The sequence below is a fragment of the Nocardia sp. NPDC052001 genome (genome assembly GCF_040680615.1).
Taxonomy (GTDB): domain Bacteria; phylum Actinomycetota; class Actinomycetes; order Mycobacteriales; family Mycobacteriaceae; genus Nocardia.
The window spans coordinates 242,479-267,123 of record NZ_JBFAXC010000008.1 but is presented as its reverse complement, the minus strand read 5'-3'; the positions used below and the strand labels follow the sequence as shown (position 1 = coordinate 267,123).

General features: G+C 66.7%; 28 protein-coding genes. 17 read left to right on the top strand and 11 right to left on the bottom strand.

Features of this window, described 5'->3' with window-relative positions:
- Positions 1 to 221 precede the first annotated feature (221 nt).
- Positions 222 to 710 (top strand): hypothetical protein, encoded by a 489-nt coding sequence (locus AB0L82_RS32675; RefSeq protein ID WP_364645083.1) that lies wholly within the window; start codon positions 222 to 224, stop codon positions 708 to 710.
- Positions 707 to 1,216, top strand: coding sequence for a hypothetical protein (locus tag AB0L82_RS32670; protein ID WP_364645080.1), 510 nt, complete (start codon positions 707 to 709; stop codon positions 1,214 to 1,216). Before AB0L82_RS32675 ends, AB0L82_RS32670 begins: the two co-directional genes overlap by 4 nt.
- A gap of 244 nt (positions 1,217 to 1,460) precedes the next feature.
- On the opposite strand, the gene AB0L82_RS32665 is transcribed toward AB0L82_RS32670, so the two are convergent.
- Positions 1,461 to 1,844 carry a nuclear transport factor 2 family protein gene (locus AB0L82_RS32665; RefSeq protein WP_364645077.1) on the bottom strand — a complete coding sequence of 128 codons (384 nt, stop codon included), beginning with the start codon at positions 1,842 to 1,844 and terminating at the stop codon, positions 1,461 to 1,463.
- 16 nt (positions 1,845 to 1,860) lie between these two features.
- A complete protein-coding gene (locus tag AB0L82_RS32660; RefSeq protein ID WP_364645074.1) occupies positions 1,861 to 2,427 on the bottom strand; it encodes a MarR family transcriptional regulator in 567 nt (188 codons plus the stop codon).
- 93 nt (positions 2,428 to 2,520) lie between these two features.
- Here AB0L82_RS32660 and AB0L82_RS32655 point away from each other — a divergent pair, with 93 nt between their 5' ends.
- Positions 2,521 to 2,868, top strand: coding sequence for an antibiotic biosynthesis monooxygenase (locus AB0L82_RS32655; protein ID WP_364645071.1), 348 nt, complete (start codon positions 2,521 to 2,523; stop codon positions 2,866 to 2,868).
- A gap of 7 nt (positions 2,869 to 2,875) precedes the next feature.
- On the opposite strand, the gene AB0L82_RS32650 is transcribed toward AB0L82_RS32655, so the two are convergent.
- Positions 2,876 to 3,682 carry a LysR family transcriptional regulator gene (locus AB0L82_RS32650; protein WP_364645068.1) on the bottom strand — a complete coding sequence of 269 codons (807 nt, stop codon included), beginning with the start codon at positions 3,680 to 3,682 and terminating at the stop codon, positions 2,876 to 2,878.
- Positions 3,683 to 3,749: 67 nt separating this feature from the next.
- Between AB0L82_RS32650 and AB0L82_RS32645 the strand changes: the two genes are divergently transcribed.
- Positions 3,750 to 4,643 (top strand): NAD(P)H-binding protein, encoded by an 894-nt coding sequence (locus tag AB0L82_RS32645; protein WP_364645065.1) that lies wholly within the window; start codon positions 3,750 to 3,752, stop codon positions 4,641 to 4,643.
- A gap of 61 nt (positions 4,644 to 4,704) precedes the next feature.
- Here the strand turns inward: AB0L82_RS32645 and AB0L82_RS32640 are convergent, their stop codons facing one another.
- Positions 4,705 to 5,049 (bottom strand): hypothetical protein, encoded by a 345-nt coding sequence (locus tag AB0L82_RS32640; protein WP_364645062.1) that lies wholly within the window; start codon positions 5,047 to 5,049, stop codon positions 4,705 to 4,707.
- Positions 5,050 to 5,125: 76 nt separating this feature from the next.
- Between AB0L82_RS32640 and AB0L82_RS32635 the strand changes: the two genes are divergently transcribed.
- From AB0L82_RS32635 to AB0L82_RS32600, 8 genes are all read left to right on the top strand, one after another.
- Positions 5,126 to 5,437 carry a metalloregulator ArsR/SmtB family transcription factor gene (locus tag AB0L82_RS32635; protein ID WP_364645059.1) on the top strand — a complete coding sequence of 104 codons (312 nt, stop codon included), beginning with the start codon at positions 5,126 to 5,128 and terminating at the stop codon, positions 5,435 to 5,437.
- Positions 5,434 to 5,982 (top strand): SRPBCC domain-containing protein, encoded by a 549-nt coding sequence (locus AB0L82_RS32630; RefSeq protein WP_364645055.1) that lies wholly within the window; start codon positions 5,434 to 5,436, stop codon positions 5,980 to 5,982. The genes AB0L82_RS32635 and AB0L82_RS32630 overlap by 4 nt, the downstream gene beginning before the upstream one ends.
- 106 nt (positions 5,983 to 6,088) lie before the next feature.
- On the top strand, positions 6,089 to 6,331 hold the full coding sequence (locus tag AB0L82_RS32625; protein WP_364645052.1) for a hypothetical protein: 243 nt from the start codon (positions 6,089 to 6,091) through the stop codon (positions 6,329 to 6,331).
- Complete coding sequence (locus tag AB0L82_RS32620) at positions 6,328 to 7,824, top strand: HEXXH motif-containing putative peptide modification protein (RefSeq protein WP_364645049.1); 1,497 nt, start codon at positions 6,328 to 6,330, stop codon at positions 7,822 to 7,824. The genes AB0L82_RS32625 and AB0L82_RS32620 overlap by 4 nt, the downstream gene beginning before the upstream one ends.
- 170 nt (positions 7,825 to 7,994) lie before the next feature.
- On the top strand, positions 7,995 to 9,005 hold the full coding sequence (locus AB0L82_RS32615; RefSeq protein ID WP_364645046.1) for an aldo/keto reductase: 1,011 nt from the start codon (positions 7,995 to 7,997) through the stop codon (positions 9,003 to 9,005).
- Positions 9,005 to 9,910, top strand: a complete 906-nt coding sequence (locus AB0L82_RS32610) for a hypothetical protein (protein ID WP_364645043.1) — start codon at positions 9,005 to 9,007, stop codon at positions 9,908 to 9,910. The genes AB0L82_RS32615 and AB0L82_RS32610 overlap by 1 nt, the downstream gene beginning before the upstream one ends.
- Positions 9,910 to 10,929 (top strand): NAD-dependent epimerase/dehydratase family protein, encoded by a 1,020-nt coding sequence (locus AB0L82_RS32605; RefSeq protein WP_364645040.1) that lies wholly within the window; start codon positions 9,910 to 9,912, stop codon positions 10,927 to 10,929. The genes AB0L82_RS32610 and AB0L82_RS32605 overlap by 1 nt, the downstream gene beginning before the upstream one ends.
- Positions 10,930 to 10,971: 42 nt before the next feature.
- Positions 10,972 to 11,403: a hypothetical protein gene (locus AB0L82_RS32600; protein WP_364645037.1), complete on the top strand. Its 432-nt coding sequence runs from the start codon at positions 10,972 to 10,974 to the stop codon at positions 11,401 to 11,403.
- A 4-nt stretch (positions 11,404 to 11,407) separates the two neighbouring features.
- Here AB0L82_RS32600 and AB0L82_RS32595 read toward each other — a convergent pair whose 3' ends face one another.
- Positions 11,408 to 12,538: a helix-turn-helix transcriptional regulator gene (locus AB0L82_RS32595; RefSeq protein ID WP_364645034.1), complete on the bottom strand. Its 1,131-nt coding sequence runs from the start codon at positions 12,536 to 12,538 to the stop codon at positions 11,408 to 11,410.
- A 168-nt stretch (positions 12,539 to 12,706) separates the two neighbouring features.
- On the opposite strand from AB0L82_RS32595, the gene AB0L82_RS32590 reads away from it, so the two are divergent.
- Both AB0L82_RS32590 and AB0L82_RS32585 read left to right on the top strand, forming a co-directional pair.
- Positions 12,707 to 12,949, top strand: coding sequence for a hypothetical protein (locus AB0L82_RS32590; protein ID WP_364645031.1), 243 nt, complete (start codon positions 12,707 to 12,709; stop codon positions 12,947 to 12,949).
- Complete coding sequence (locus AB0L82_RS32585; protein WP_364645028.1) at positions 12,946 to 13,101, top strand: hypothetical protein; 156 nt, start codon at positions 12,946 to 12,948, stop codon at positions 13,099 to 13,101. Before AB0L82_RS32590 ends, AB0L82_RS32585 begins: the two co-directional genes overlap by 4 nt.
- Positions 13,102 to 13,153: 52 nt before the next feature.
- Here AB0L82_RS32585 and AB0L82_RS32580 read toward each other — a convergent pair whose 3' ends face one another.
- The 3 genes from AB0L82_RS32580 to AB0L82_RS32570 form a co-directional block, all read right to left on the bottom strand.
- A complete protein-coding gene (locus AB0L82_RS32580; protein WP_364645025.1) occupies positions 13,154 to 13,306 on the bottom strand; it encodes a hypothetical protein in 153 nt (50 codons plus the stop codon).
- Between the two features lie 161 nt (positions 13,307 to 13,467).
- Positions 13,468 to 13,791 (bottom strand): antibiotic biosynthesis monooxygenase family protein, encoded by a 324-nt coding sequence (locus AB0L82_RS32575; RefSeq protein ID WP_364645022.1) that lies wholly within the window; start codon positions 13,789 to 13,791, stop codon positions 13,468 to 13,470.
- A complete protein-coding gene (locus AB0L82_RS32570; RefSeq protein WP_364645020.1) occupies positions 13,788 to 14,426 on the bottom strand; it encodes a TetR/AcrR family transcriptional regulator in 639 nt (212 codons plus the stop codon). Before AB0L82_RS32570 ends, AB0L82_RS32575 begins: the two co-directional genes overlap by 4 nt.
- A 67-nt stretch (positions 14,427 to 14,493) precedes the next feature.
- Here AB0L82_RS32570 and AB0L82_RS32565 point away from each other — a divergent pair, with 67 nt between their 5' ends.
- Complete coding sequence (locus tag AB0L82_RS32565) at positions 14,494 to 14,913, top strand: hypothetical protein (protein WP_364645017.1); 420 nt, start codon at positions 14,494 to 14,496, stop codon at positions 14,911 to 14,913.
- On the opposite strand, the gene AB0L82_RS32560 is transcribed toward AB0L82_RS32565, so the two are convergent.
- Together AB0L82_RS32560 and AB0L82_RS32555 are read right to left on the bottom strand one after the other, a co-directional pair.
- Complete coding sequence (locus tag AB0L82_RS32560) at positions 14,904 to 15,608, bottom strand: hypothetical protein (protein ID WP_364645014.1); 705 nt, start codon at positions 15,606 to 15,608, stop codon at positions 14,904 to 14,906. The genes AB0L82_RS32565 and AB0L82_RS32560 overlap by 10 nt on opposite strands.
- A gap of 20 nt (positions 15,609 to 15,628) precedes the next feature.
- Entirely contained in the window at positions 15,629 to 19,603 is a 3,975-nt protein-coding gene (locus tag AB0L82_RS32555) for a hypothetical protein (RefSeq protein ID WP_364645011.1), read from the bottom strand.
- A 177-nt stretch (positions 19,604 to 19,780) separates the two neighbouring features.
- On the opposite strand from AB0L82_RS32555, the gene AB0L82_RS32550 reads away from it, so the two are divergent.
- The gene (locus AB0L82_RS32550; protein WP_364645008.1) at positions 19,781 to 20,638 is read left to right on the top strand and encodes a hypothetical protein; all 858 of its coding nucleotides are present in this window, start codon (positions 19,781 to 19,783) and stop codon (positions 20,636 to 20,638) included.
- Between the two features lie 279 nt (positions 20,639 to 20,917).
- On the top strand, positions 20,918 to 22,441 hold the full coding sequence (locus AB0L82_RS32545) for a catalase (RefSeq protein WP_364645005.1): 1,524 nt from the start codon (positions 20,918 to 20,920) through the stop codon (positions 22,439 to 22,441).
- Positions 22,442 to 22,460: 19 nt separating this feature from the next.
- On the opposite strand, the gene AB0L82_RS32540 is transcribed toward AB0L82_RS32545, so the two are convergent.
- Positions 22,461 to 24,548 (bottom strand): serine/threonine-protein kinase, encoded by a 2,088-nt coding sequence (locus tag AB0L82_RS32540; RefSeq protein WP_364645002.1) that lies wholly within the window; start codon positions 24,546 to 24,548, stop codon positions 22,461 to 22,463.
- Positions 24,549 to 24,645: the final 97 nt, after the last annotated feature.

Below are 24,645 nucleotides of genomic sequence, written 5' to 3'. Positions count from 1 at the left end.
ACTCCCGGTCAGTTCAGCATCCAGCCTGGTCAGCATACCTTTGAGGCAGGATCGCAGCACCTGTTCAGCCGAAACATCGGTGTAGCTGATATCGGGCCGATTCCGTTGCCGAAGAACATGATTCGCACCTTTTCCCCGCTGGCGGACGAACGCGCCCGAAGGGAACGAGTCCGGAGAAATCGCCAACTGCGTGACATAACACCAACAGGTAGGGGAAAGCGATGTTGCACAGCATCATTGGGCTGACCGCGATGGTTGCGGACACAGCAGATACCGAGCAGCCCACGCCGCGCCCACGAGGCCGAACGCGCAAGGCGCTCAACGCCACCGGCCTGGCACTGATCGTTGCGATAATCGCGGCTCCCGATGCCGCCGCGAATGCCACGATCACCGACGGGCCTGCGACATTGAAAGTCATCGGCACCGGCTTGACCGTGGTCGAGACGATGACCACTCTGGCTGTCGACAACGGCCATTCGGGCAATCTGCAAGCGTATTACCTGATCGTGCCGCCAGGCGGCGATCCACGCAAAGCCGAAAAGCACTACAGTCCTCATATCTTCACCGGACCGATGCCCGCGGGAGTGGCGCGCGACAGCTACGGTCCTACAGGTGGTTTTCTGGAAGGAACCAGTCTGTGCGCAGGTTGGTGGGATCCGAGTGGAACCGTCACCATTCCGGGGTTGCCGTGTGCGACGATCAGCGCATGACACTGCGCGAGGACGGCTGGGAGTCGGTGACCCCGGCCGGATCCGAGGGTGAGTACACATGGCGACTGTGGTGCGATACGCGCCGCCCCGCACACGCTGACGTGATGGGCTGGCAGGGTGACGACTTCCTGGCCACATTCATCGAAGCCACCAATGGGGCGACGGGTGCGACGATGAGCGGCGGATTGGGCTCTCGGCCCCGACACGCCCACGAGCAGTTGGCGTGGTTCACCGCGACCGAGCCCGGGTTCCCCACGTTCATCGGTATCCAGATCGCTGAAGGGGTGTCCGACGTCGCGATCGAAACCAGCCGCAGACGAATCGAGAGCCAAGTGGCCGAAAGTTACTTCGGTTATCGGTTCTTCGCGACTCCGTTGCGGGAGGGCGAGGACCTGCTCGCGGTGACTGGGACCGCGCCGGACGGTGAACAACTGCGGCACTCGGGCAGCACGGTTGCCGAACGCCTAGCGCCACAGACCGCAGACTTCGTGGCACACAAGAACTAGCGCTCTCAGACAGCGGCTGCGGGCCTTGCTCGTGACAGGGCCCGCAACCGCGGGCGCGCGACAATTACGGGCTATCCGCCCGGCCTACTACGGCGGGGCGACGTGATCTCGCTGCGGGGCAATAGGTCACGTTGACCGCGAGGCGGCCGGGTCGGTGGACATCGCGGGTCGCTACCCCTGCCCCTCACCGCGTAGGCACCCTCGATACGACCGCTGGGTTGATCGCCGCGTCATTGCTGCCCGGTCAGCGCTTTTTGAGGTTCGCGGCGGACATGATGGCGTGCCAGGGGGTCGGGTCGAAGATCAGCTCGATTTCGGTGATGCGGCCTTCGCGGAGGCGGAAATGCTCTGCGGTGCGCTGGATTCCGGCGGGGGAGTTGGTGTGCAGGTGGTAGATCAGTACGGCGTCGGTGTCGCTGTAGAGCTCGGTGATCATCTCGACATGGTCGATGATGTGGACGAGCTGCTCGATTCCGGTGAGATGGCCTGCGGGACTGTGGGATTCGATGAATGGGCTGCGGAAGGAGAAATCCGGCGCGAGCTGCTCGGCCGCGGCGGGGATGTCGGCGCGCAAACGTGCGCGATGGTATGCCTGGACGATGTCGCGAGTGGGTGGGGTGGTGGGCATGGTTTCCTTTATGGCGCTATGACGTTGGGGGTTCGGAGTTGTCGAGGTAGTGCTGGATTCGGCGTTGGTTCTGCACCACTCGCAGGGACAGGTGGCGTAGCTGGGCGAGGTCGTCGGGGGTGAATCCGGCGAAGATCGCGGCCATGGCGCGGCGGGTCGGTTCGCGGAAGGATTCGAGCCATTCGTGGCCGGCCGGGGTGATGGCGACACGGACGCCGCGTCGATCGTGTGGGTCGGGGGTGCGTTCGGCCAGGTCTTTGGCGGCGAGGGTGTCGACCAGGCCGGTGATATTGCGGGAGCTGACTCCGCACATACGCGCCAGTTCACCGATGCTCAGGTCGTGATCGGAAACCGCCAGTCGTCCAAGGACATCCAGGGCTCCGGTGCTGAGTCCGCGACCGCCCGCGCCGCTGGTCCGGAGTTTGTCCACGGCCTGCCAGGCCAGTCGCAGCGCGGCGGCGGCTTCCATCGCGCTGTCTTGCCCGTCGGCGAGTACGTGCATCGACTGCCGGACGCCGGGGTCGTAGATGAGGCCGTCGTCACCGCTGGCCATGCCCGACTCGGAAGTATGTACGTCATTCATTATGTATGACTACGCTATTGGCTCGGCGACCGCACCGCAACCCGAAGTCGCACAGCCCGTTGATCTTCGGCCGTGCCGTTGGTGGAATGGGGCATGAGCTTTTTCGTGCGAGCGCGGTTCGATGTCCGGGAAGGTCGGCAGGCGGAGTTCGAGGAGGCCGCGCTCGCCTTGCGTGCGCAGGCGGCCGAGGAACCCGAAACCCTCACGTACCGATGGTTTTCCACGGTGCCGGGCAGCTATGTGGCCCTCGAGGAGTATGTCGATTCCGATGCCGCGCAGGCACATAACGAGCGGGGCGCGAAATGGCTCGAGAGCGTGTTCGACTGTGCCGAGCTGGTGTCGGCCGAGATCTACGGCCCGACCGGAGCATGGCTGCGCGAGTGGGCGGCCGAGCGGCCACAGGTGACGCTGTTCCCGGAATTCGGTTCCGAGACCGCGTAATCCACGCCTAACGGCGCAGCATGGCCAGGGCGATATCGAGGAATTCGCTCACCAGCTTGTCGCGGTTGTCCGCGGCCACGACCAGGCATGTCTCGGTGCCGGGGGCGTCGGTGACCGCGCGGTGCGCCAGGTCGGGGCGCACGTAGGCGCGGGCGACGCTGACCGGGACCAGCACCAGTCCGTGTCCGGAGGCGACGAGTTCGAACTTCTCCTCCAGCGAGGTGGTCTTGCGTTTGGCGATATCGAGCATCGGCTCGGTGTCGAGGTCGGCCATGGTGAGTTCGGTGCGCGCGGCCAGCGGGTGCGCGGCGGGCATGCACACGACCCGGGGTTCGATATCGACCGGGATGACGCGCATGCCGGATTCGTCGAAAGGCCGTCGCAGGTAACCGATTCGGGCACGGCCATCGCGCAGCGGCGCGTCGCCCTCGCGCCAGCGCGCCGGGACCACGTCGGTCTCCACTGCGGGGTGGCGCCGGGAGAATTCCCGGATCGCTTCGGAGACATGAAGCCCGGTGGAGAAGGCGACCACGAGCCGGCGCACGCCGAGGTCGGCATCCTGCACGCGTCGCACCGCGGTGTCGACGGTGTCGAAGATTCGCTGCGCCTCGCGGTAGAGCTGTTCTCCGGCGGCGGTCAGCTCCACGCTGCGGGTGGTGCGCACCAGCAGCTCGCAGTCGAGCTCGTGCTCGAACGCCTTGATCTGACGGCTCAGGACGGGCTGGGCGATGAAGAGCTTGTCCGCGGCCCGGCCGAAATGCCTATGCTCGGCCACCGCGGCGAAGTAGCGGAGCTTGCGCAGATCCAGATCCATACCCTCAGGGTATCAATTGCTGGAAAGGGTCTTGGACGGCGCGGGGTTCTCTCACCAGACTCGAATCATGATCGTCATTACCTCTCCCACCGGGAGCATCGGCAGTCAAGTGCTGCGCAGCCTGCTCGAAAACCCCACTCACACTGAGGAATTGCGCGTCATCGCGCGCGATCCCGACAGGCTCCCCGCGCAGGTTCGCGCCCGCGCGGAGATCGTCACCGGATCACATCGCGATCCCGACACCGTGGACCGCGCCTTCGCCGGTGCGGAGGCGGTACTGTGGCTCATCCCGCCGGATATGCGGGCCCCGAGCCTGGAGGCCGCGTTCTCCGGATTCACCCGCGCGGCGGCGAAGGCGTTCACCGCTCACCGGGTCGGGCACGTCGTCGGCATCTCGGCGTTGGGTCGCGGGACCCCCGTGGCCGGTACCGCCGGGCATGTGACGGGGTCGCTGGCGATGGACGATCTCATCGCGAGCACGGGCGTGGCCTATCGGGCGCTGGCGAACCCGTCATTCATGGATAACCTGCTCTGGCAGGCGATCTCGATCCGGGATGCGGGCGTCTTCACCGGCACCACGCCCACCGACTTCGCGGCCCCGATAGTCGCCACCCGCGATATCGCCGCCGCAGCCATGCGCCTGCTCGTGGACCGTTCCTGGTCCGGCACCGGCGAGGTCGCGCTCCTGGGGCCGCAGGATCTGTCGCCGACCGATATGGCGCACACGCTCTCCGAGGTACTCGGTCGCGAAATCCGTTATGAGCGAGAGTCTCTCGACGACTTCCGCGCCACTCTCGCCGCGCGAGGGGCCAGCGAGGCGATCGCGACCGCGTTTGTCGACATGATGCGCGCCAAGAACGACGGTTTGGACAACGGCGTACCGCGCACCGAGGCGACCGCGAGCCCGACGAGCTTTCGTCAATGGTGCGAATTGGTTCTCGTCCCGGCCCTGCAGGGCTGAACTCCGCGGGCGCTGACGAACGCCCTGTGGTCGGCGAACCGATGTCGTCGACGCTCGGATGTCAGTGCTGCAGTTCGGGAATGGGCTGCTCTTCCAGGACGACGATCTCGCACTGTTCGGCCCAGTGCAGGTGGTGATGATCGCCGACCAGCTCGAGCGCCTCGTCCATGGACTCGGCTTGCAGGATCGACATGCCGATCACGCCGCTGTCGGTCTCGGAGGTGCCCGCCGGGGTGATGCGGCGGGCGTTGCCGAGCGGTTTGCCGCCGTCGACGAGGCCGGTGCCGATGCGCCGGCTCCAGTCGACCCACAGCTGCATGCCTTGCGCGGCTTCGGCGGGTGTGGCCTGGGCGAATCGTTGCGCGACCGACAGGGGCGCGAGGTACAGGACGATGTATCGCTTCATGATCCGGAACCATAGGTGACCAAAACGTCACATGTCAACGGTCATGTGACCTTTTGGTCTCGTATAGGGTGGGGGTGTGGACGAGGACGCGGTGTTCAAGGCGCTGGCCGATCCCACCCGGCGGCATCTGCTGGACGCGCTGTTCGCCCGGGACGGGCAGACGCTGACCGAGCTGGAGACCGGGGTGGAGATGACCCGGTTCGGCATCAGCAAGCATTTGCGCCTGCTCGAGGACGCGGGCCTGGTGACCGTGGTGCGCAGCGGGCGCAAGAAGCTGCACTATCTGAACCCCGTGCCGATCCGGCTGATCCACGATCGCTGGATCGACAAATTCACCGAGCAGCAGATCACCGCGCTGGCCGATCTGAAGAAGGATCTGGAATCGTGAGCCCGGACGATATCCGCTCGCGCGCCCGCCCGGAGACGACCCAGATCCATCGCGTCGTCATTGCCGCACCGGCGCAACGCATTTGGGCCGCGATCACCGATCCGGACTGGACCGTGCGCTACGGCTTCGGCGGGCGCAGCGTCATCGAACCCCGAATCGGCGGGGCCTTCACGGTTTTCGCGCCCTCCGGGCCCCGCCCGATCGACACCGAACCGGTGATCATCATCCGCGGCACGGTGACCGACTACGATCCGCCGATTCTGCTGGCCGCGCGCATCCGCTTCCTGGGCGATGAGAATCTCGTCGCGGAGCCGGAAACGTACCTGCGCTACGAAATTCGTGACCGCGGCGACGATACGTGCGCCCTCACGATCATCCATGACGTATCCGGCGCACCGCTGATCTCGATCATTATTTCCGGCGATCTGGAAACCGAGGGTTTCGGCGGCGGTTACCCCTTCATGCTCAGCGATGTGAAATCCCTACTGGAGACCGGGCATTCACTGCCGACCAGTCGAGCCGGCGCGGCCCGCTACCGGAAATAGGCGCTGCCGCGCGATGATTGCCAGGGCGAGACGCATTGGATAGACTGACTGTGATCTGAATCACTCTGATTGTCAAGATCTACGGTTAGTACCGACAGAGGTCGTCATGCCAGATGAATTTGCGCTCGAATCGATCTTGGAAAAATTGAAGCAGCGGGCCGTGCTCTCGCCCGATGAAGTGGCCAGTCTGCAGTCCCACGTCGATCAACTCGAAGTCGCCACGGCCACACCCAATCACGACACGCACACCTCACCGGGTGGGCATTTCACCCATCATCATCCGACCATCGAAATCGCCGGTGGCATCCTCGAGCAGATCGAGAAGCGTAAGGAAATTCCCGGGCAATGAGCGGGGGATCCGTTGTGCGCAGTGAACTGCCTTTCGAAACAATCGACGCGCTGCTGGCGCAACATCCGTTCGGGAATACCGAGTACATCACCGAACAGCTGCACATCTGCTACCGGCGACGCCTGGGAAAGGTCGCCGCGCACCTGCCCGCCGCCGCCGAATTGCTCGATGCCCTGGACCGCTGCGATTCCTACGGGGTGTACCGCACGTTCGGCGATACCGTGGTGCGCTGCGCCATCCAGCACGCGCACGCACGACTCGAAATGGGAGTCGAGTACGGGTTGCCGCTCGCGCGCTGCGAGGAAGTGTTCCGCGAGACCACTCGGTTGATGGGGGACAAGACATTTGGTCCGATCGGGTCGGGGTTGGTGGACCGCCTGGGACCGGAGCCGCATCTCGGCTGGGTCTGGCGGGCCGAGCAAGCCGAGACCGTGTTCACCCGCGCCTTCGGGCATATCGTGCGAGAGAACAACTACGAGGAAGAGTTGTATACGCCTGAGCCGGACGAGCTCGCGGTGCTCGCCCAGGGGGCCCGGCTGCTCAACGAACTGCTGCCGCTGTCCTCGGCGAGCCCGCTGAGCCACACCCATCTGATCGCGATCTTTCCCCGCGTCGGCCTCTGGGCCACGAGAATGTCGAGTTCGGAATTCCGGGTCAGCGGAACGATATTCCTGAGTCGCCGGTTGCTGGCCAATCCGTGGACGGCCGCCGAGCATCTGCTCCATGAATCGCTGCATCAGCTGCTCTACGATTTCCGCCGCGGGCACACGCTGCTGAATCCGGGTTTCGATCGATCCGATGCGCCGTTGATTCATTCCCCTTGGAACAGGCCGGATCCGGCGAATGGGAACTACTGGGATGTGCATCGCGCACTCGCCGCGTTCCACGTGTATGTGCATCTCGCGCTGCTGGCACAGGTGGCCGAACAGCGAGCGCCCGAACTCGAGGAGAGCTACGGTCCGCTTCGAATGATCGGCAGTCGCACCGCGCTGGCTCGGGCGCAGTACCTGGGTGAGCAACTTCGCACGCAGTGCTGGGGCGAATTGGGCGCGGCCGGTCAGCAATTCGTGGAGTGGTTCGGTTCGATTCTGGAGATTCTGGATCCGGCTCCGCCGGTCCCCGGATCCCGGGTGCATCTGTTGTTCGATCGCTATTGGCGCGAAGCGCGGGAAGTCGGCAATCTCACCGGGACGACCGAGCGCGCCGAGGTGCGAGATCTATTGGCGGGTCTCATCCGCGAGGAGGTGAGCAGCGCACGCGGGGTTCTCGCGTCGATGAACCAGGATTACCGGCAATTCGATCGCTCGGTGGCCGCCTATTCCTCCGATGATCCGGTGACGCAATTCGTGTCGACTCGGCTGTTGATCGCCGAGACGATCCTGAGCCTCTCACCGCGCAAGTACAAGCTGTCCGAATCCAACCTGGCCGATGATGCCGTGACACATATGGTCGAGGCTTCCAGCGAAGTCTTGATGCCGATCCTGCTGACGTGAATTCTCGGCACCCCGGATTGAATGCGCTGCTGACCAAGCTCCATCGGGGGGAGTCGCTGAGCGGCGAGGAGCTTCGGGAGCTGGAACGACATGTCGATGAATTGCGAACGAGCGCAGCAGAGCGCGCTGGAGGGTTCGAACCTGTCGCGGCGCGTGTGCCGGGAAATACGGTGGCCGGATACGCGAGCGCGGCGGGCTGCGCGCGGTTCGCGGCCCGACATGGCATGGAGTACACGGACTTCTACCGGACCGCTCAGCGGCTGCTGATCTCCAGTATCGGTATCGGCACCTATCGCGGTGCGATGGATGATGACACCGATATCGCCTATGCCGAATCGGTGCATGCTGCGCTGCGGGCGGGTGTGAACCTGATCGATACCGCGCTGACCTACCGGGATCAGCGGTCCGAACTCAGTGTCGCAGTGGCGATTCGATCGTTCCTGGACGAGAGCGGTGGCAGTCGCGACGAGATCGTCGTCTGCAGCAAAGGTGGCTATCTGGTGCCCGGGGCGGTGCCTGCTCGCACACTGGACAGTGTTGAGACCGTCGGGGCTAGGCATTGCATCGCACCGGCTTTCCTGCTCGATCAGATCGATCGCAGCCGGGACAATCTCGGTCTGGAGACCATCGACGTCTACTACCTCCACAACCCGGAAACGCAGCTGGCGTATGTGGATTCGGTGGAATTCGAGCGTCGGATCCGTGCCGCGTTCGAGGCGCTCGAGGGTGCTGTGGCCGCCGGATCGATCCGCTGCTACGGGGCCGCGACCTGGGACGGGTTCCGCAACGGGGTGCTCTCGGTGCGCTCGCTGGCGCGGATCGCCGGTGAGATCGTCGGGCAGGATCATCATTTCCGGTTCATCCAGCTTCCGGTCAACTACGGGATGCGGGAAGCGTTGGCGCCACCGGCGCAGGGCGCTCCGAGTGTAGTTGCCCTCGCCGGTGAACTCGGGATCACGGTCATCGCGAGCGCGAGTCTGCTGCAGGGCCGCCTCGCGCGATCGCTGCCGGGCGATGGGCCGACGGGGCCGACCACCGACGCTCAGCGTGCCATCGAGTTTGCCAGGTCGGCTCCGGGGATCACCGCGGCATTGGTCGGAATGCGCAGTCCAGCGCATGTGGCGGAGAATCTCGCCGGATATCTGAGGCCGCGATCCGACGGGGGCCGTGCGTGCGAGTGATGGCGACGATTTCCGATATGGCGCGGGTGGCTGTTGTCCTGGATCTGGAATCCGGTGCCCTGGAATCGATTCCGGTCCGGCCCGAGTTCATCGATCCCAACCCCGACGGAGCGTTTTCGTGCCGGCCTTTCGGTATCACGTGGGCGGGGGAGGAGCTGTACATCGCCAATCATCGGCAGCTGCTGGTGTTCGACAAACAGTTGAATTATGTTCGCACGCTGCCGGTTTCGTTACAGGTCAATATCCACCAGCTGGCCTATCACGAGGGCTGGGTGTGGGCGGTCAGTCCGCGGACGAACTCACTCATCGGTGTGCATCTGAGCGCGGATACCCCGGTCGTGGAATTCGACCTGCTCGATCAGCAGGTGTATCGGTATGCGCCACGCCACGCCTCCGAGGCGCAGGACCGCCATCACTTCAACTCTCTGCTCTGGGCAGATGAGCATCTGTTCGTCGCCGCGCACAATTTCAACCGCCCGAGTTTCGTCAACGCCTACCGCAGGTCTACGCGCACACTGGATTACGTGCTGTCCGATGCCGGTTCCAGCATTCACGGGCTGGCGTGCCTCGACGGTGAATTGTTCTGGATCGGCACGCTGGAGAACGAACTTCGCTCCGATCGCGGCTATCGCCTGAGGCTGCCGCGGCCGGGGTACGCGCGTGGTCTGGTCATGACCCTCGACCATTTCATCGTCGCGACATCGGAGTTCCTGCATCGCAACGAACGGCGGCACGGCGATTCCTGGATACAGATGATCGATCGGCACAGCGGAACTGTCGTGCGCGAGTTCCATCTGCGCGGGACCGGCGGGATCAACGACCTGCGCCTGTTGGACGCTTTCGACTATGCCCATTGGCTCGATCCCTTCTGGAGCGATGCGGACCGGCGAGCGGTGATCGACTGATGGCCATGAAGGTGCTGGTGCTGGGTGGCACCACGCTCATCGGTCCACCGCTGGTGGCCGAGCTGCTCGACGATCACGCGAAGGTGACGATCGCGACGCGGGGAATCACCCCGGATTCGTTCGGAGACAGCGTGACTCGCGTGCGGGTCGAGCGCACCGCGCGAGATTCGTTGCGGGAGTTGGCCGCCATGGGTCCGTGGGATGTCATCTACGACCAGATCTGCTACACCGGAGCCGCCGCCGACATCGCCTGTGAGCTATTCGCGGGCCGGGTCGGCCGGTACATTCTCACCTCGTCGATCATGGTCTATGCACCGGCCGCCGACCGGGTCGAACGCGACTTCGATCCCCGCGCGTACCGTGCGGATTCGCTGCTGGCGCAGTCGTCGCGACCGCATCTGCGTTATGCCGAAGGCAAGCGGGCCGCCGAGGCCACTTTCTTCCAGACAGCGGCGTTTCCCATAGTCGCGGTGCGCTTTCCGAACATTCTCGGCAGCACCGATCCCTCTCGTCGGCTCGACTGGCATGTGCACGCCGTCCAGAGCGGTCGTGCGGTGTTCGTGCCTGATCCCGCGGTGCGGCAGTCGCTGGTCTGGGCGCAGGACGCGGGCCGCTTCCTGGGGTGGCTGGGCACTCATCACTTCACCGGACCGATCAACGCGGCGTCGAGTACTCCGATATCGGTCGGCGATCTCCTGGAGGTCATTGCCACCACAGTCGGGTCACCGGTCAGCTACGCCGACGCTCCCACCGAACAGAACTATTCCCCGTTCGGCTTCTCCGAAGACTTCACCATCAGCACACAAGTGGTGCGGGCGTTGGGTTTCGAATTCACCGATCTGGCCGACTGGCTACCGGCGCTCATCGCAGAGCACGCCGCCACCGGTCCCCGACGATCACGGGACGCGGAACTGTCGGCGATCCTCGGCAAAATCCACCGAGGCGACGCCCCGACCACAGCGGAAGTCAACCGACTCGCGACACGACTCGAATTCCTGCAACAGCACCGGCCGCACTGATCTCCTGAGCCGGACCCCGGCAGCCTATGCCACGATTCCCCCGTGTCCCTCGAGTTCGTCAACGCCCTGTCCGGCACGTTGCACATCACCCTCACCGAACCGCCCGAGCCCATCTCGCCGTCCCTGTCGAACCAGCGCGCCACCGCAACGGCCGAGATAGCCGAACTCACTCTCGCAGTACAGGTCTGGCACGAGGACGACGCGGACTTCCGCGACCTGACCACCGATGAACTACAGCAGGTGGTACTGACCATCCCCGAACTCACCCTGCGCGGTCTGGGAGACCCGGTCACCCACCAAGCCCCCAACGGGCAATGGTTCACCGTCTCGGACCTGCTCGACGCGATCGTGCACACCGAACGCGCCACCCGGCACCACACGTCCTGGTTCGACGGAATCGACGTGCACCACATCTTCTTCGAAGGCATCGGGTTCGGCAGCGATGGAGTCGGGGAGATCTACTGGGGGTCGTGAGTGGTCACGAATTGAGCTGGGGTGCCGCACGATAGGTGTCGCGGAACGCTTCGCGGACAGTGACTGCCTCACCGGCTCCGTGCTCCTCGATCCCCGACATCACCTCGGCCACACGCCAATAATTCGACGGCACCAGCCTGCCCGAGGTGACCGCCGCCAGGGCGACGTCCGCGGCTTCGTCGGGCTTGTCGGCCGCCACGAGCGCCAGACCCAAATCCACGTTCGCCGAGGCGATTCGGCGCGGACGGATGGTGGCCGCACCGGCCAGATCGGCCAGGACATGGCGGGCGTAGGACTCGGCCGCCGGATCGCCGAGCCACGCCAGGGTGGTGGCCACATACGCGTCGGATTTCGCGGGGTCGTATCGGAAATGATGCTCGGGCCGGTCGGGAACACCGAGCCCGGCCACCAGCCGGGCGACACGGCGTAGCGCAGCGTACGTGCCGGGGGCATCTCCGAGTCGGGCCAGTGCCCGGCCCTCCTGCGCGGTGGCTTGGATGAAGACCGAACTGTCCTGCGGGGCAAGGGCTTGCGCGGCCCGCGAGGTCTCCGCGGCGGCGGCGAAGTTCCCCGCGGTCAACAGCTGCCAGGCGCGCGTCTCGAGGCACCACGCCGATATCTCGCGATGGCCGGATTCCTCGGCGATATCGCGGGCCGCATGCCCGCGCGCGGCCGCGGCGGCGGTCTCGCCCAGATCGATATGGCAGGTGCATGCCAGCAGCGACAACCACCCGACCGTGACGAGCACTCGGCGGTGTTGGGTCAGGGTCTTACGACTATCCATCAGCTTGGCCGCGTACCCCAGATGTCGACCGATATCGGCCAACAGCACCGCGGGCGCAGTGGTGGGATACGCCGACGCGAGGTCGTCCACGGCCGCTTCCAAGCGGTCGAGCGCATCACCGCCGATATCCGACGCGGCCACGCGCGCAATCCATTCCGCCCCGGCTTGTTCCCCGTCGGCGGGGTCACTCAGCACACTGCGGTAGGCGGCGACAACCTCCGTGGGCACGGCCCGTTTCCCGGACTCGATCAGCGACAGATACGACGGGCTGTAATGGGTCAGCGCCGCGATTTCGCGCAGCCCAACTCCGGCCGCCTCTCGTGCGGCCCGTAGCAGCGAGCCCGATTCCATCCGCCTTCTCCAGCCTCGGCCGAGCAGCAAACACGTTGTCAACACCGTATCGCGGTCGGCCGCATCCACCCACGCTTAGCGTATTTTTCAGCACCCACCGCCCGGTCGACACCGTGCGGAATTCCAGCGGTGGGTGTCTCACCACGGCGACAGCGAAGGGGATAGGTGATGGACCTTCCCGAACACTACGACGACGAAGACGCCCGGAAACCGGTGCTGGCCCCCATGCCGGGCGTGCGCCTGCTCGTCCATTACGACGGGACGTGGGGCCTGGTCGGTGACGACGGATGGGAAATGGATCCCGAGACCCTGCGCGAATGGTTCTCGGACACACAGCCCTCGATCGCGCCCACCGGATTGCCGCCGATCGACGTCGAACCGATTGCTATGCGGGACAGCGAGATTCGATGAGCGGCGGATGGGTCGTGCTCGGGTGGGTGATTGTGGTCGGACTTCCCGTAGCGGTTGTCGTCGCGGTGATCTGCTGGCCGACACGTATTCCGAAGGATCGCACCGTGCAGGCGATCACGCGGCGCATCGAGAACGATGACGAGAGCCGGTGAGGTTCCCAGCTGATTGCAGGTCCGTGCCCGCACCGGCGCCGCGGTGCGCACCTCAGACCATGGCGCGCACATGCACGGTGACCGCGGTGTCGGTACGGGTGATCAGCACCGTGCGGGCCGCATCCAGCTCGCTCAGGAGCAATCGCTGTGAGGCGGCGCAGTCAATGCCGAGCTGCGACACCACCCCGAGCAGAAGCGCGAACACTGCCGCCAGCCCGACGCAGGTGTATGCCAGCGCCTGGCCCGGCGACGCATCACCGCACCGGTCGAAACATGCTCTCGTGTAGCTGATCCCACCCCTAACCCCTTCTTTCCCGCACCCTACCAACGACTCGGCCACGGCCCGGGGCGGGAGCTATCCCGAGTTCACCGCTGCGGCGAGAACTCGACGACCACGTCGTACAGGCCGGTGCTGGAGGTGACCGGGGTGGTCCGGTCGTCGCGGGCGGAGGCGGCGTCCCAGCCTTCTCGGGTGTCCCAGTGCGAGACGTTGATGAGCTGGAATCGGGTGTCCGAGAGGCGGGCTCGATGCAGGCGTGAGTCGCGGAAGCCGGGTTTGGTGCTCATCAGGGCGGCGCGTTCGGACCAGCGGGTGATGAACGCCTCGGCGTGGTCGGTGTCGATCTCGAAGACGTTGATGAAGGTGATGGAGGAGGCGGGGGTGGCGTTCGGCGTGGGGTGAGCGGTCACGAAAGCTCCTGGGGGGTCGAGGAATTCGAGTGGTCGGCGTGGTCCAGTCCGGCGGCCAGGGCGCGTGCGGCGTCGGCGAAGTACTGCTCGTCCGCGTCGGGGGCCAGGCCGAGGATGACGCCCTGGCTCAGGCCGACGAACAGTGCCCGCAGCGCGGTGGCCAGTCGCTGGGCCTGTGCCGGGGTCACGGTGTGCGCGTTGTGGGATCGGCCGGTGAACAGTGCGGTCAGGTGATGTTCCTGCGCGCGGATGGATTCGGCGAGCTGGGTGCCGAGGTCGGGGTCGTGAACGGCCATGTCCAGCAACGTGATCTGCAGCGTCAGGCCCGAGAGCGCGTCGGGGGCGTCGCAACTGCGGCGGTAATAGCGCGCGAAGGCCTCGACCGCGCCGAGCAGGTCCATCTCGGCGGTGATCGCCTGTTCGATCTCGGTGTAGTGCGGGCTCAGGTAGTCGGTGATCATCGCGACCACCAGGCCGTTCTTACTGCCGAACAGGGAGTAGATCGCGCCGGTGGTCACCTCGGCGCGCGCGGCGATCTCCTCGAGCTTGGCGCGGTAGCCGTCGCGGGACACGACCCCGAACGCGGCATCGAGCAGCGCGCGCCGATTGCGTTCCTTGGTCTCCGCTCTCGTCATTCGCATAATTTGATTATTACCGTAATCTGATTACGGAACAAGGTGACGGGCTTCAGGAGGAACGGTCATGACACTGACCAGGGAATCGACTCGGCTGAGGACGGCGGGAATCGTCGCCGACGGTGCGTTCAAGGTGCTGTTGGGAGCGGGAGCGCTGCTGGGTGCCGCACCGCTGGGTGATCTGCTCGGCGTGCCGGTATGGCTGCTGATCGTCGCGGGTATCGCGCTGATGGGCGGTGGCGCAGTCGAGATCAGATATGTGACCAAGCGCCCGGCGCGCACGTTCACACCGCTCATGGTCGCCTACGACAGCGGCTGGGCACTCACGGCGATCGCGGGGCTGGTGCTGGCATGGCAGGGCAGCAGCGCCAGCGGTGAGATCTGGGTCGGATACCAGGTCATCGCACCCATTGCCTTTGCCGCACTACTGATCTCGGCTACGTCCGGACCGGATCGGGCCGCGGAACCTCTGGCCGGTCACAGGTGAAAGCCCGCGCCGATGCCGCCGCGGCGGTCGAGGTCGGCGAGGATGGCGGACAGGGATGTGCCTGCGCCCCAGGACCATTGGTTGCCGATGAGGGTGTCGCCCATGACCACGGGGGCGCCGGAGTCGCCCGGGAATGCCGGGACCGTGGTGAGGAGGTAGGGGCCCGCGGTGGTGACGGTGTGTCCGCAGGTGCGGGCGCTGGTGGCGCCCTGTTTGCAGACCGGGGTGCCGGTGGGGGGTGGGGCGCCCAGGGTGCGGATGGTGGTGTCGCCGACGGTGGCGACGGGTTCGACCTGGGTTTTGTCGAAGACGATGACCGCGTAGTCCAGGCCCTGGCCGTTGGGGCCGGGGCCGACGGGGTTGCCGCCGCTGATGTACTCGACTCGGCCCAGTTGATGCAGGTCGCGTGCCTTCGCGCCGGGGGTGAGGGCTTCGGATTCGAGTAGGACCAGATCGCCCGGCCATTGGCGGTCGCCGTCGAATTCGCAGTGCGCGTTGGTCAATCCGATCAGGTTGTCCGCGGCGTCGTAGCCGATGGCGGTCAGTGTGCACGCGACGATGATCGAATGGTCGGTCAATGCCGCGCCGCGCAGCAGGGCCAGGCCGGTGCCGCCGCCGACGTGGGCGCGCGGGCGCGGGGTGTCCGCGGTCGCGGCGGCGGTGCCGGTGAGGGTGAGCAGGGCCACGACAGACAAGGCCCACATACTATGTCGGGTCACGATGCTCCTGGGCACGGTGGCTGGTAGGGGAGTCGGGGTAGGTGCGCGGCCCAGATCTCGCGGGTCAGCACGCCGTGGGTGAGGGCGCAGATGCGTTGGCGCGCATGGTTTTCGTCCAGGTCCCAGATGCTCATGACGCTGTTGCCGACGCCGATCAGTCGCCCGCCGGCGGGGTCGAAACTCACATTCCAGGTGGTGCGACTGGGCATGGTGAGGGTTTGTCCGATGGGGCGCGGGTGCGCGCGGTCGCGAAAGTCCCACAGTCGCACCGTGGAATCGGCGCCCGCGGTGGCCATGAGGGTGCCGTCGGGGCTGAAGTCGACGGACTGGATGTTGAACGCGTGCCCGATGATCGGATCGGTGAGCGGGTGGGTGCGTGCGGGATCGCTGATATCCCAGACGCGAAAGGTGTTCGCGGACAAGGTGACCATGGTGCGCTCGTCGAGGGTGAGACCGAATCCGGCCGGGGGGTGCCCGGGATCGCCGGTGATGCGGTGGATCTCGCCGGCGCTGCCGCGGTGGGAGATATCCCAGAGTTTGATCAGATATTCCGGAGCACCGGCGGCGGTGGTGTCCGGGGCCAGGGATACCAGGAGCTTGCCGCTGTGCGGGACGGCGACCGCCGCCAAACCGGTGGGGGCCGAACCCACTTCGATCGCGGGACCCAGGGCGACCGGATGCGCGGGATCGGACAGGTCCCACAGGCGCGCGTCCCACAGCGACTCCAGCGTGATCATCAGGCGCCCGCCTTGGCCGAACCAGCCCCCGATCGCGTCTGCGAAGCGGTACAGCGGGCGGATATGCGCGGGATCGCCGGCGTCGAGCAGTTGCACGCCCTGGTGTGGTCCGGCGGTGGTGATCGTCAGGCGGCCGTCATCGCTGAGTGAGGGGGTGGCGGCCAGATCCCGGCCGGGGCCGGGGCCGAGATCGGCGAGCAGGCGCACCGATCGGCGATCGCCGATGTCCCACAACTCGATTCGCCCGTCCACCACGCTGGTGACCATGGTGCCGACCGCGCTCATGGCTCCGGAATTGGCGGACCAGCCGATGCGGCCGCCGATCACCGCGGGCGGCAGCGACCACAGGCGCAGTCCGCCCTGCGCGCCGCCGACCGCGACGGTGTGCCCGTCCGCGGCGAACGCCACGGCGCTGGGGCTGTCGCGGCAGGGTTGAAAACTGTTGGCGTTGCGGCACGGTGGCGACGGGGCGGCCAGCGGTTCACCCAGGCGGGTGGGGTGGGCGCGGTCCACGACGGTCCACAGGGTGACCGCGTCACGGTCGCCGGTGGCCAGGATGGTGCCCTCGGAATCGAAACCGAGCGAGCGCAGTTCGGATTTGGTGGCGACCACCAGCGGGCTGCCGAGCTGGGCGGGCTGGGCGGTGCTCAGATCCCACAGGGTGAGGGTGGCGTCGGCGTTGCCGGTGGCCACGAACGCGTCATCGCCGCCGCCTACCGCCAGGGTGCGCCCGTCGCGGCTCAACGCCATCGCTTGAATCTGCGGGCCCGGCACCGTGATCGGTGCGGCCACCGCGGTGGGAGCCGGGCCGGGGGAGAACAGTCGCACGGTGTGCGCGCCCGCCACCACCAGCTGTCCGGTCGGTGCGAAGGCGAGTGCGGTCACCGGGTCGGTTCCGGGCAGGTGCGCGGACACGGTGGGGGCGGCGGGGTTCTCGATACGCCACAGGGCCACGGCCGCACCGTCGCTCACGGCCAACGTCTTACCGTCCGGGCTCATGGAGAGCGCGTTGATCGTGCCCGCCGCCGGGGAGGACAGCTGTCGCGGATGCGCCGGGTCGGTGAGGTTCCAGAGCCGGATCTCGGTGCCGCACGCGGCGGCCAGCAGGGTGCCGTCGGGGCTGAATACCGTTGCGGTGGAACCGTTCACGCACGCCAGCGGCGCTCCCCACGGTGCGGCGCGGGACGGATCGGCCACATCCCACAGCCGCACGGTGCCGTCCCGGCCGGCCGTGGCCAGCACACGCCCGTCGGGTCGGTAGGTCACCTGTGTCACCGCATCCTGGTGTCCGGGCAGGGGTGCGGCCAGGGGCAGATTCTGGGTGCGCAGCAGCCGCGAGCGGATATCGGGATCGCCCGGATGCAGGCGATCGGCGACCAGCTCGAGCTGGGCCGAGAGGGAAGGATCGGTGGCGCGCACACTGTCGGCCTCGGCCAAGGTCGCCACCAGATCGGCATTGTCGCGTTCCTGAGCCGAGAGCCGGGTCTGGGCGTACGCCGCCACACCCAGGACCAGCACACCGACACCCAGCAGCGCGAGCACGGTGCGGGTGGCCACGGCGAGTCGGCGGGTACGGGCGCGGGTGGCCTGTGCGGCGGTGAGGAATTCACCGATCACCCCGGTGGGCGGGCCGCCCACCTGCTCGGCGGTGCTCAACCGCGCACCTTGATACAGCAGCGCCGGATCACGGTGCGCGCCCGCCCATTCGGCGGCATCGAGTTCCAGGCGCTGGCGGATCAGATGATCGACGCGGCCCTCATCGATCCAGGCGCGCAGGCGCGGCCACGCCTCGAGCACGATTTCGTGGGTGAACCAGACGATTTCGCGTGCGGGCGCACCGTCGGTCTCGCTTTCGCCCACCGCGGTGGAGGTGCCCGGTGTGGTGCGGTCGGTTGTGGCGTCGGCGGTGATGAGCCGGGCATCGATCAGCCGGGTCAGCGCGGTGTGCGCGTCCTCGGAATCGCCGGTGCGGGCGAGCAATTCGGTGCGCGGTACGCGGCGGCGGGTATCGCGGCTGTCCGCTCCGACGGTCACCAGATGCAGCAGCAGTTCCTTGGCCGCGCTCTGCTCGCCGGGAGTCAAGCTCTGCCATGCCTGCTCGGCGGTGGCGGCCACCGATCCAGCGACCCCGCCGGCTTTGCGATATCCCGCGACCGTCAAGCGCGCCCCGGTGCGATGCTGCCAGGTCGCGGCCATGACATGGGAAAACAGGGGCAGGCCGCCGGGGTCGTAGCTGTGGCGATCATGTCCGGCGCCCATTCCGCACAGTTCGGTCAGCACCAGCTCGGGCAGTCCCGGCTCGAAGTTCAATCCTGTGACGCGGGCGGGTCCGGCGATCGCTTCGCTCAGCTCATCGGTGCGCATCGGGCCCAGGGCGTAGCAGCGCGCGTTGATCGCATCCTCGAGGACGGGATAGGCCAGGCATTGGGGATAGAAGTCCGCGCGTACCGCCACGATCACCGCGGTGCCGGTGCGCTCGTGCAGGGCGGCGATCTGCGCCAGGAAGTCCTCGCGTTCGGGTTCATCGCGGCAGAGGGTGAACGTCTCCTCGAATTGATCGATCACCACCAGGTCCAGGCGCGCGGCCTGCGGCGAATCCACCAGCTCGGCGAGGGTCTTGCTCGGGCGCACACCGGGAGTCATGGTGCCCACCCGCCATTGCCGGTCGGTGCGCAGTGCCGGGATCACCCCCGCGTGCAGCACCGAGGACTTTCCGGCACCCGATGCCCCGAGGAGCACCACCGGTCCGGTGTCGGGACCATTGACCGTCCGGCGCACCAGGTCCGCGATCTCGGCGCTCGCGCGGGTGCGGCCGAAGAACCACTCTCGATCGTCGGGGCCGTAGGCGGCCAATCCCAGATAGGGACACGCGGTGTCGACTTCGGTGCCGCGGGCCTGCGCCGCGCGCCACATAGCGCGCCACGCAGTCACTTTGGTCAACTCGGGCGCGGGGTCGCCCGCGGCGGTCGCCTTCTCGATGAGGGTGAGCAGGACCGGCAGTAGCGAATCGAAGTCGGCCGGAACGGCTTTGCCCGAACGCCAGTCGCTGATTCGCTGCATCGTGGCCGGGCTACCCGTGCCTGTGCCCGCCATCCAGGCCGCCGCCCCCGAGGCGACAGCCCGCAGCGTCGGATTGCCCGCCGCCTCGAACAACGCGGTCAATCGCTCCGCGAACACCCTGCGCGGCGCCACACCGGCGCGCCGCCTCGGGACCTCGCCCGCACCGCTCGACACGCGCCCATGATCTCCCGAAACCGGTGCCATACCAAACCGTTCGAGACCGTTCTGTGCGCGAAGACGTCACCTGAGCTGCATAACCTCGACTCTGTGGGGTCTGGCAGGACTCGGAGTGCTCGCCTCGGGCGAGATGGTTATTCACCGCGGCGCCAGCGCGCGCCGGGGTGGCGCGGTGTGCTGAGTGAGATCGCCGCGAATCTGAGGATCGCTGTGGCGATGTGCCTGGGGTGGTCGCTCGTGGTCATCGCGGTGGGTCTGGTGATCGGGCCCGCCGGTCGCGGCGCCACGCACGAGGCCCAGGGTTGCGTGTTGATCGCTGCTTCGCCCGGAATGCTCGATCTGGACAGCACTTTCGTGTTCACCGCGACCGTGGACAGCCGCACGTGTGCGCTGCAGTCCGCGCTGAGCAGGCAGCCCGTGCGGGTTCAGGATGTGCCCGCCGGGCGGAGGGTGGAACTCGCATTGACCGCGCGCACAGAACTGTCGATCCGTGCGCGCGGATCCTCGGGCACATCAGTGCTCGGGCAGCGCTCGACGAGCTGGACGTGGGAGCTTCGACCGAGCGTGGCCACCTCGTATGAGCTGTCGCTGGTGGTCATCGTGCGCGATGCGGACACCGGCGCGGTCGTCGACGAGAGCGAACCGCTCTACCTGTGGTTCGATGCGGTGCCGTCGAATCTGCGGATCGTGGCGACCTCGTGGAATCGGCTCGGCACGATTCCCGGTGCGATCGCGGGACTGGTCGCGCTGCTGGTGATCGCGGGGCCACTGTGGCTGCGGGTCCCTGCGCCCGCGCTCCCGGGGACACGGGCACCGCAGTCGGCGCTACGGGTCGGTGCGGGTCCGCGTGCGGGGGCGCACCGGTGCGCCGGGTGCGCGGGGACGATCGATCAGGGTGCGGCGTCGCGAGCGCGCACCGCGTCGGCTACTTGCGGCGGCGGTATTCGGCGATTTCGCGGGCGCGGAAGTCCATATTGTCGCGGTTGTGGAAGAACCCGAATACGCCCGCTGTCGCAATGCCCGCGAGAATGAGCATGGTCATGATGTACCGCCCTTCGTCGTTCGGAACCACTGGACCTGTACTGAGCGTAGGTGCGCGCGCGGCCGGTCGGCAACGAGATGGGACCGACGGCACAACCGCTCGTGAGCAGCTCACATAGGGCATCGACTGTGACCTGTGACTACCCCGAACCTGCCGCCGGGACGACCCCGCGCCCCGGGGCGCGAGAAATAGTTCCCGAATCCGATTCGACTCCGCCGGAGCGGGCATATGCCAGTCAGTCCGGAAATACAGCGGTGCGGAGGAGGAACATGTCCGAGCGACGCGAATACACGACCGATGACGCCGGGATCCCGGTCCCCAGCGACGAGCATTCCCTGACCGTCGGGCCCGATGGGCCGATCCTGTTGCACGATGCCTATCTGATCGAGAAGATGGCGCAGTTCAATCGCGAACGCGTGCCCGAACGCCAGCCCCACGCCAAGGGCGGCGGCGCGTTCGGCGTATTCGAGGTGACCGCGGACGTGAGCGCGTACACGCGCGCCGATGTGTTCCAGCCGGGGAAGAAAACCGAGGTCCTGGCCCGGTTCTCGACGGTGGCCGGGGAGCGCGGCAGCCCGGACACCTGGCGTGATCCGCGCGGCTTCGCGCTCAAGTTCTATACCGAGCAGGGCAATTTCGACATGGTCGGCAACAACACCCCGGTGTTCTTCGTGCGCGACCCGATGAAATTCCAGGACTTCATCCGATCGCAGAAGCGGCGCGCGGACAACAATCTGCGCGATCACGATATGCAATGGGACTTCTGGACCCTGTCACCGGAATCGGCGCATCAGGTGACCTGGCTGATGGGCGACCGCGGTATTCCGCGCACCTGGCGGCATATGAACGGCTATTCCAGCCACACCTATCTCTGGTATAACGCTGCCGGAGAACGTTTCTGGGTGAAATACCATTTCAAGACCGATCAGGGCATCGAGTTCTTCACCCAGGACGAAGCCGATCAGATGGCCGCCATGGACACCGACTATCACACCCGGGATCTGTTCGAGCACATCGCCGACGGCCAGTTCCCGAGCTGGACGCTGCACATGCAGATCATGCCGTTCGAGGAGGCCAAGACCTACCGGTTCAATCCGTTCGATCTGACCAAGGTGTGGCCGCACGCGGACTATCCGCTCATCGAGGTGGGCCGGATGACGTTGAACCGCAACCCGTCGGACTATCACACCGAGATCGAGCAGGCCGCGTTCGAACCCAGCAACTCCGTGCCCGGCACCGGACCCAGTCCGGACAAGATGCTGCTGGGGCGCTGGTTCTCCTATCCGGACGCGCACCGGCACCGCATCGGCGCCAATTACAAACTGCTGCCGGTGAATTCGCCGCACGCCGCACCCGCGCACTCGTATTCCAAAGACGGCCAGATGCGGTACACCAATGTCTCGGACCCGGTGTACGTGCCCAATTCCAAGGGCGGCCCGCACGCCGATCCGCAGGTCTCCGGGCCGGTGGTCGGCTGGCACAACGACGGTGAGATGGTGCGCACCGCCTACACGTTGCGCGCCGAGGACGACGACTGGGGCCAGGCTCGCACCATGGTCCGCGAGGTCCTCGACGATGCCGCGCGCGAGCGTCTGGTCGACAATATCGTCGGCCATCTGCTCAACGGTGTCAGCGCCCCGGTGCTGACCCGCGCCTTCGAGTACTGGCGCAATGTCGACAAGGAACTCGGGGACCGGATCGAAGCGGGCGTGCGAGCCAAGGCGGACGAGCTCGATCCCAAGGCCGCGCAACAGTCCAATCCGGCGCGCACCTCGGCTCAGCACAAGGCGTGAGCCGGTAGTCCGGCACGGTTCACACGTGCAGGATGCGCAGGGTTCTGGCTGATTCGCTGAGCACGTACAGGGTGTGCGTGGAGGTGTCCAGGGCGAGCGTCTCGGGTGGGTCCGCGACCGGAATGGTCGCGGTGATGAGGTGTCGGGTCAGGTCGATCACCGAGATCGACCTGGCTCGAGCATTGGGCACGTACAAGGTGTGGGTATCGAGGTCGATGCCGAGTGAGCCGGTGCCCGACCCTTGCGCGGGTGTGTCGATGGTGGTGGTGACCCTGTGGTTCGCCAGGTCCACGACCACCACTTTCGAGCGATAGGTGTCGTCCACGTAGAGAATTCGGTTCGCGGGATCGAACACCGCCGCACCGGAGCAGCAGTCCTCGACTGTGGTCTGGTCGGCGGCCGCACCGGTGGCGGGGTCGATCGTGAAGGCGGTGTAGCTGGCGATATTGACCCCGGCGAGACGGTGATTGACCGCGTCGACCGCGTATTCGAAGGAGCCGGTCAGGGTGTGGGTGATGGTCCGGGTGACCGGGTCGATGACCGCGAGCCAGGCATCGAGGGTGTTGAAGGCGTAGACCGCGTGCGTGCCGGGGTCGACCAGCAGGCCGCTGGGGTAGTCGGCCATGCGGCCGGATTTGGGCGGTCCGACCGTGATCGTCGCGGTGACCGCCTTGGCGACCGGATCGATGATGTCGATGACCGGGTCGGTGCCGTCGCTTCCGGCGGTGAAGACCGTATGCGAGACCGGATCCACCGCGACCGCGGATCGATCGGCGGGCAAGGCGATGGACGCGGTCACCGCGCCGCTGACCGGATCCACGACCTCGAGGCGCGCGCTCTTGTCCGAGGTCGTCACGTACACCGCGTGGGTGGCGGTATCGACCGCGATGGCCTTGGGCTGCACCGGAAGTGCCATACCCGGCACCGCGCCCGCGGTCGCGGCGGAGTGATCGGTGGCGCGGGTGTGCCCGCTCAGTGATTTGACCGCGATCACCGTGGACGCGGCGATCACCACCACCGCGACAGCCGCGATCACCGCCAGCCGGGTGCTGCGGCGGAATCTGCGGTGTGGCACAGCGGGTTTCGGTGGCGCGAGGACGGGCTGCGCGGGCGGGGACGACGCCGGTGTGCGGATCGCCGACGGCTGCGATACCGGCGCATCGATCGCGTCGGGTGAGCTGATCGTCGTCGGTCCGGTGAGCGGTGGCGGGGTGAACCGGGGCGGCGGAGTCGAGTCCGGTACCGGCGCACCGTTTTCCGCGCTCACGCCCTGCGTTCGGGCGGACTGTTCCACGGCGTCGGCGAGCGCACCGCAGCTCTGATAGCGATCCTCGGGGCTTTTGGCCAGCGCGCGGGCGAGCACCGCGTCGAGCTCGGGTGGCAGATCGGGCCGCAGCTGCCGCGGCGAGGGTGCCGGTTCGAGCAGATGCGCGGCGATGACCGCGGCCTGATCCTTGCGCGGGAACGGGGGCTGGCCGGTCAGCAATTGGAACAGCGTCGCGCCCAGGGAGTAGATATCGGCGCGATGATCGGCCGGCATCCGCGAAAACCGTTCCGGTGCGGCGTATGCCAGCGTCGCCGAGACACTGGTGAGGGTCGCGGTGTCGTCGAGGGTGCGGGCGATCCCGAAATCGGTGAGCACCGCGCGTTCTCCGGCCCGCACATCATGATCGAGGAGCAGATTGGCCGGTTTCACATCCCGGTGCAGCACCCCGTGCGCGTGCGCGTGATCGAGTGCGTGCGCGGCATCGGTGATCAGCCGCGCTACCCGTGCCACGTCCAGCCCATCGGGCGCGGCGGACAACAGCGCGGTCACATCACCGCCCTCGATGTAGCGCATCGAGAGCCACAGGTCCTGATCGCCGGGATGGCTGCGGTCGTACACTCCGACGATATTGGGATGCTCGAGCCGGGTCGCCAGCCGTGCCTCACGCTCGAAGGAGTTGCGGGCCTTGGGATCCGCGGCCAGCACCGCGTTGAGCACCTTGAGCGCGACCAGCCGATCGAGCCGGGGATGCGCGGCGAGATAGACCGCACCCATTCCGCCCCGCCCGAGCAGCCTGCGAGTAGTGAACCCGCAGAAGCTCGTCCCCGCGCGCAAGTCCATGGCCGATCCCCTGTTTACCCGCACTCCGTGCCCTCCCCAACGAAGGCGGAGTACGGCCCTACAGCACTGTAGATCACCGCACCCGGCCGTGCGCGCG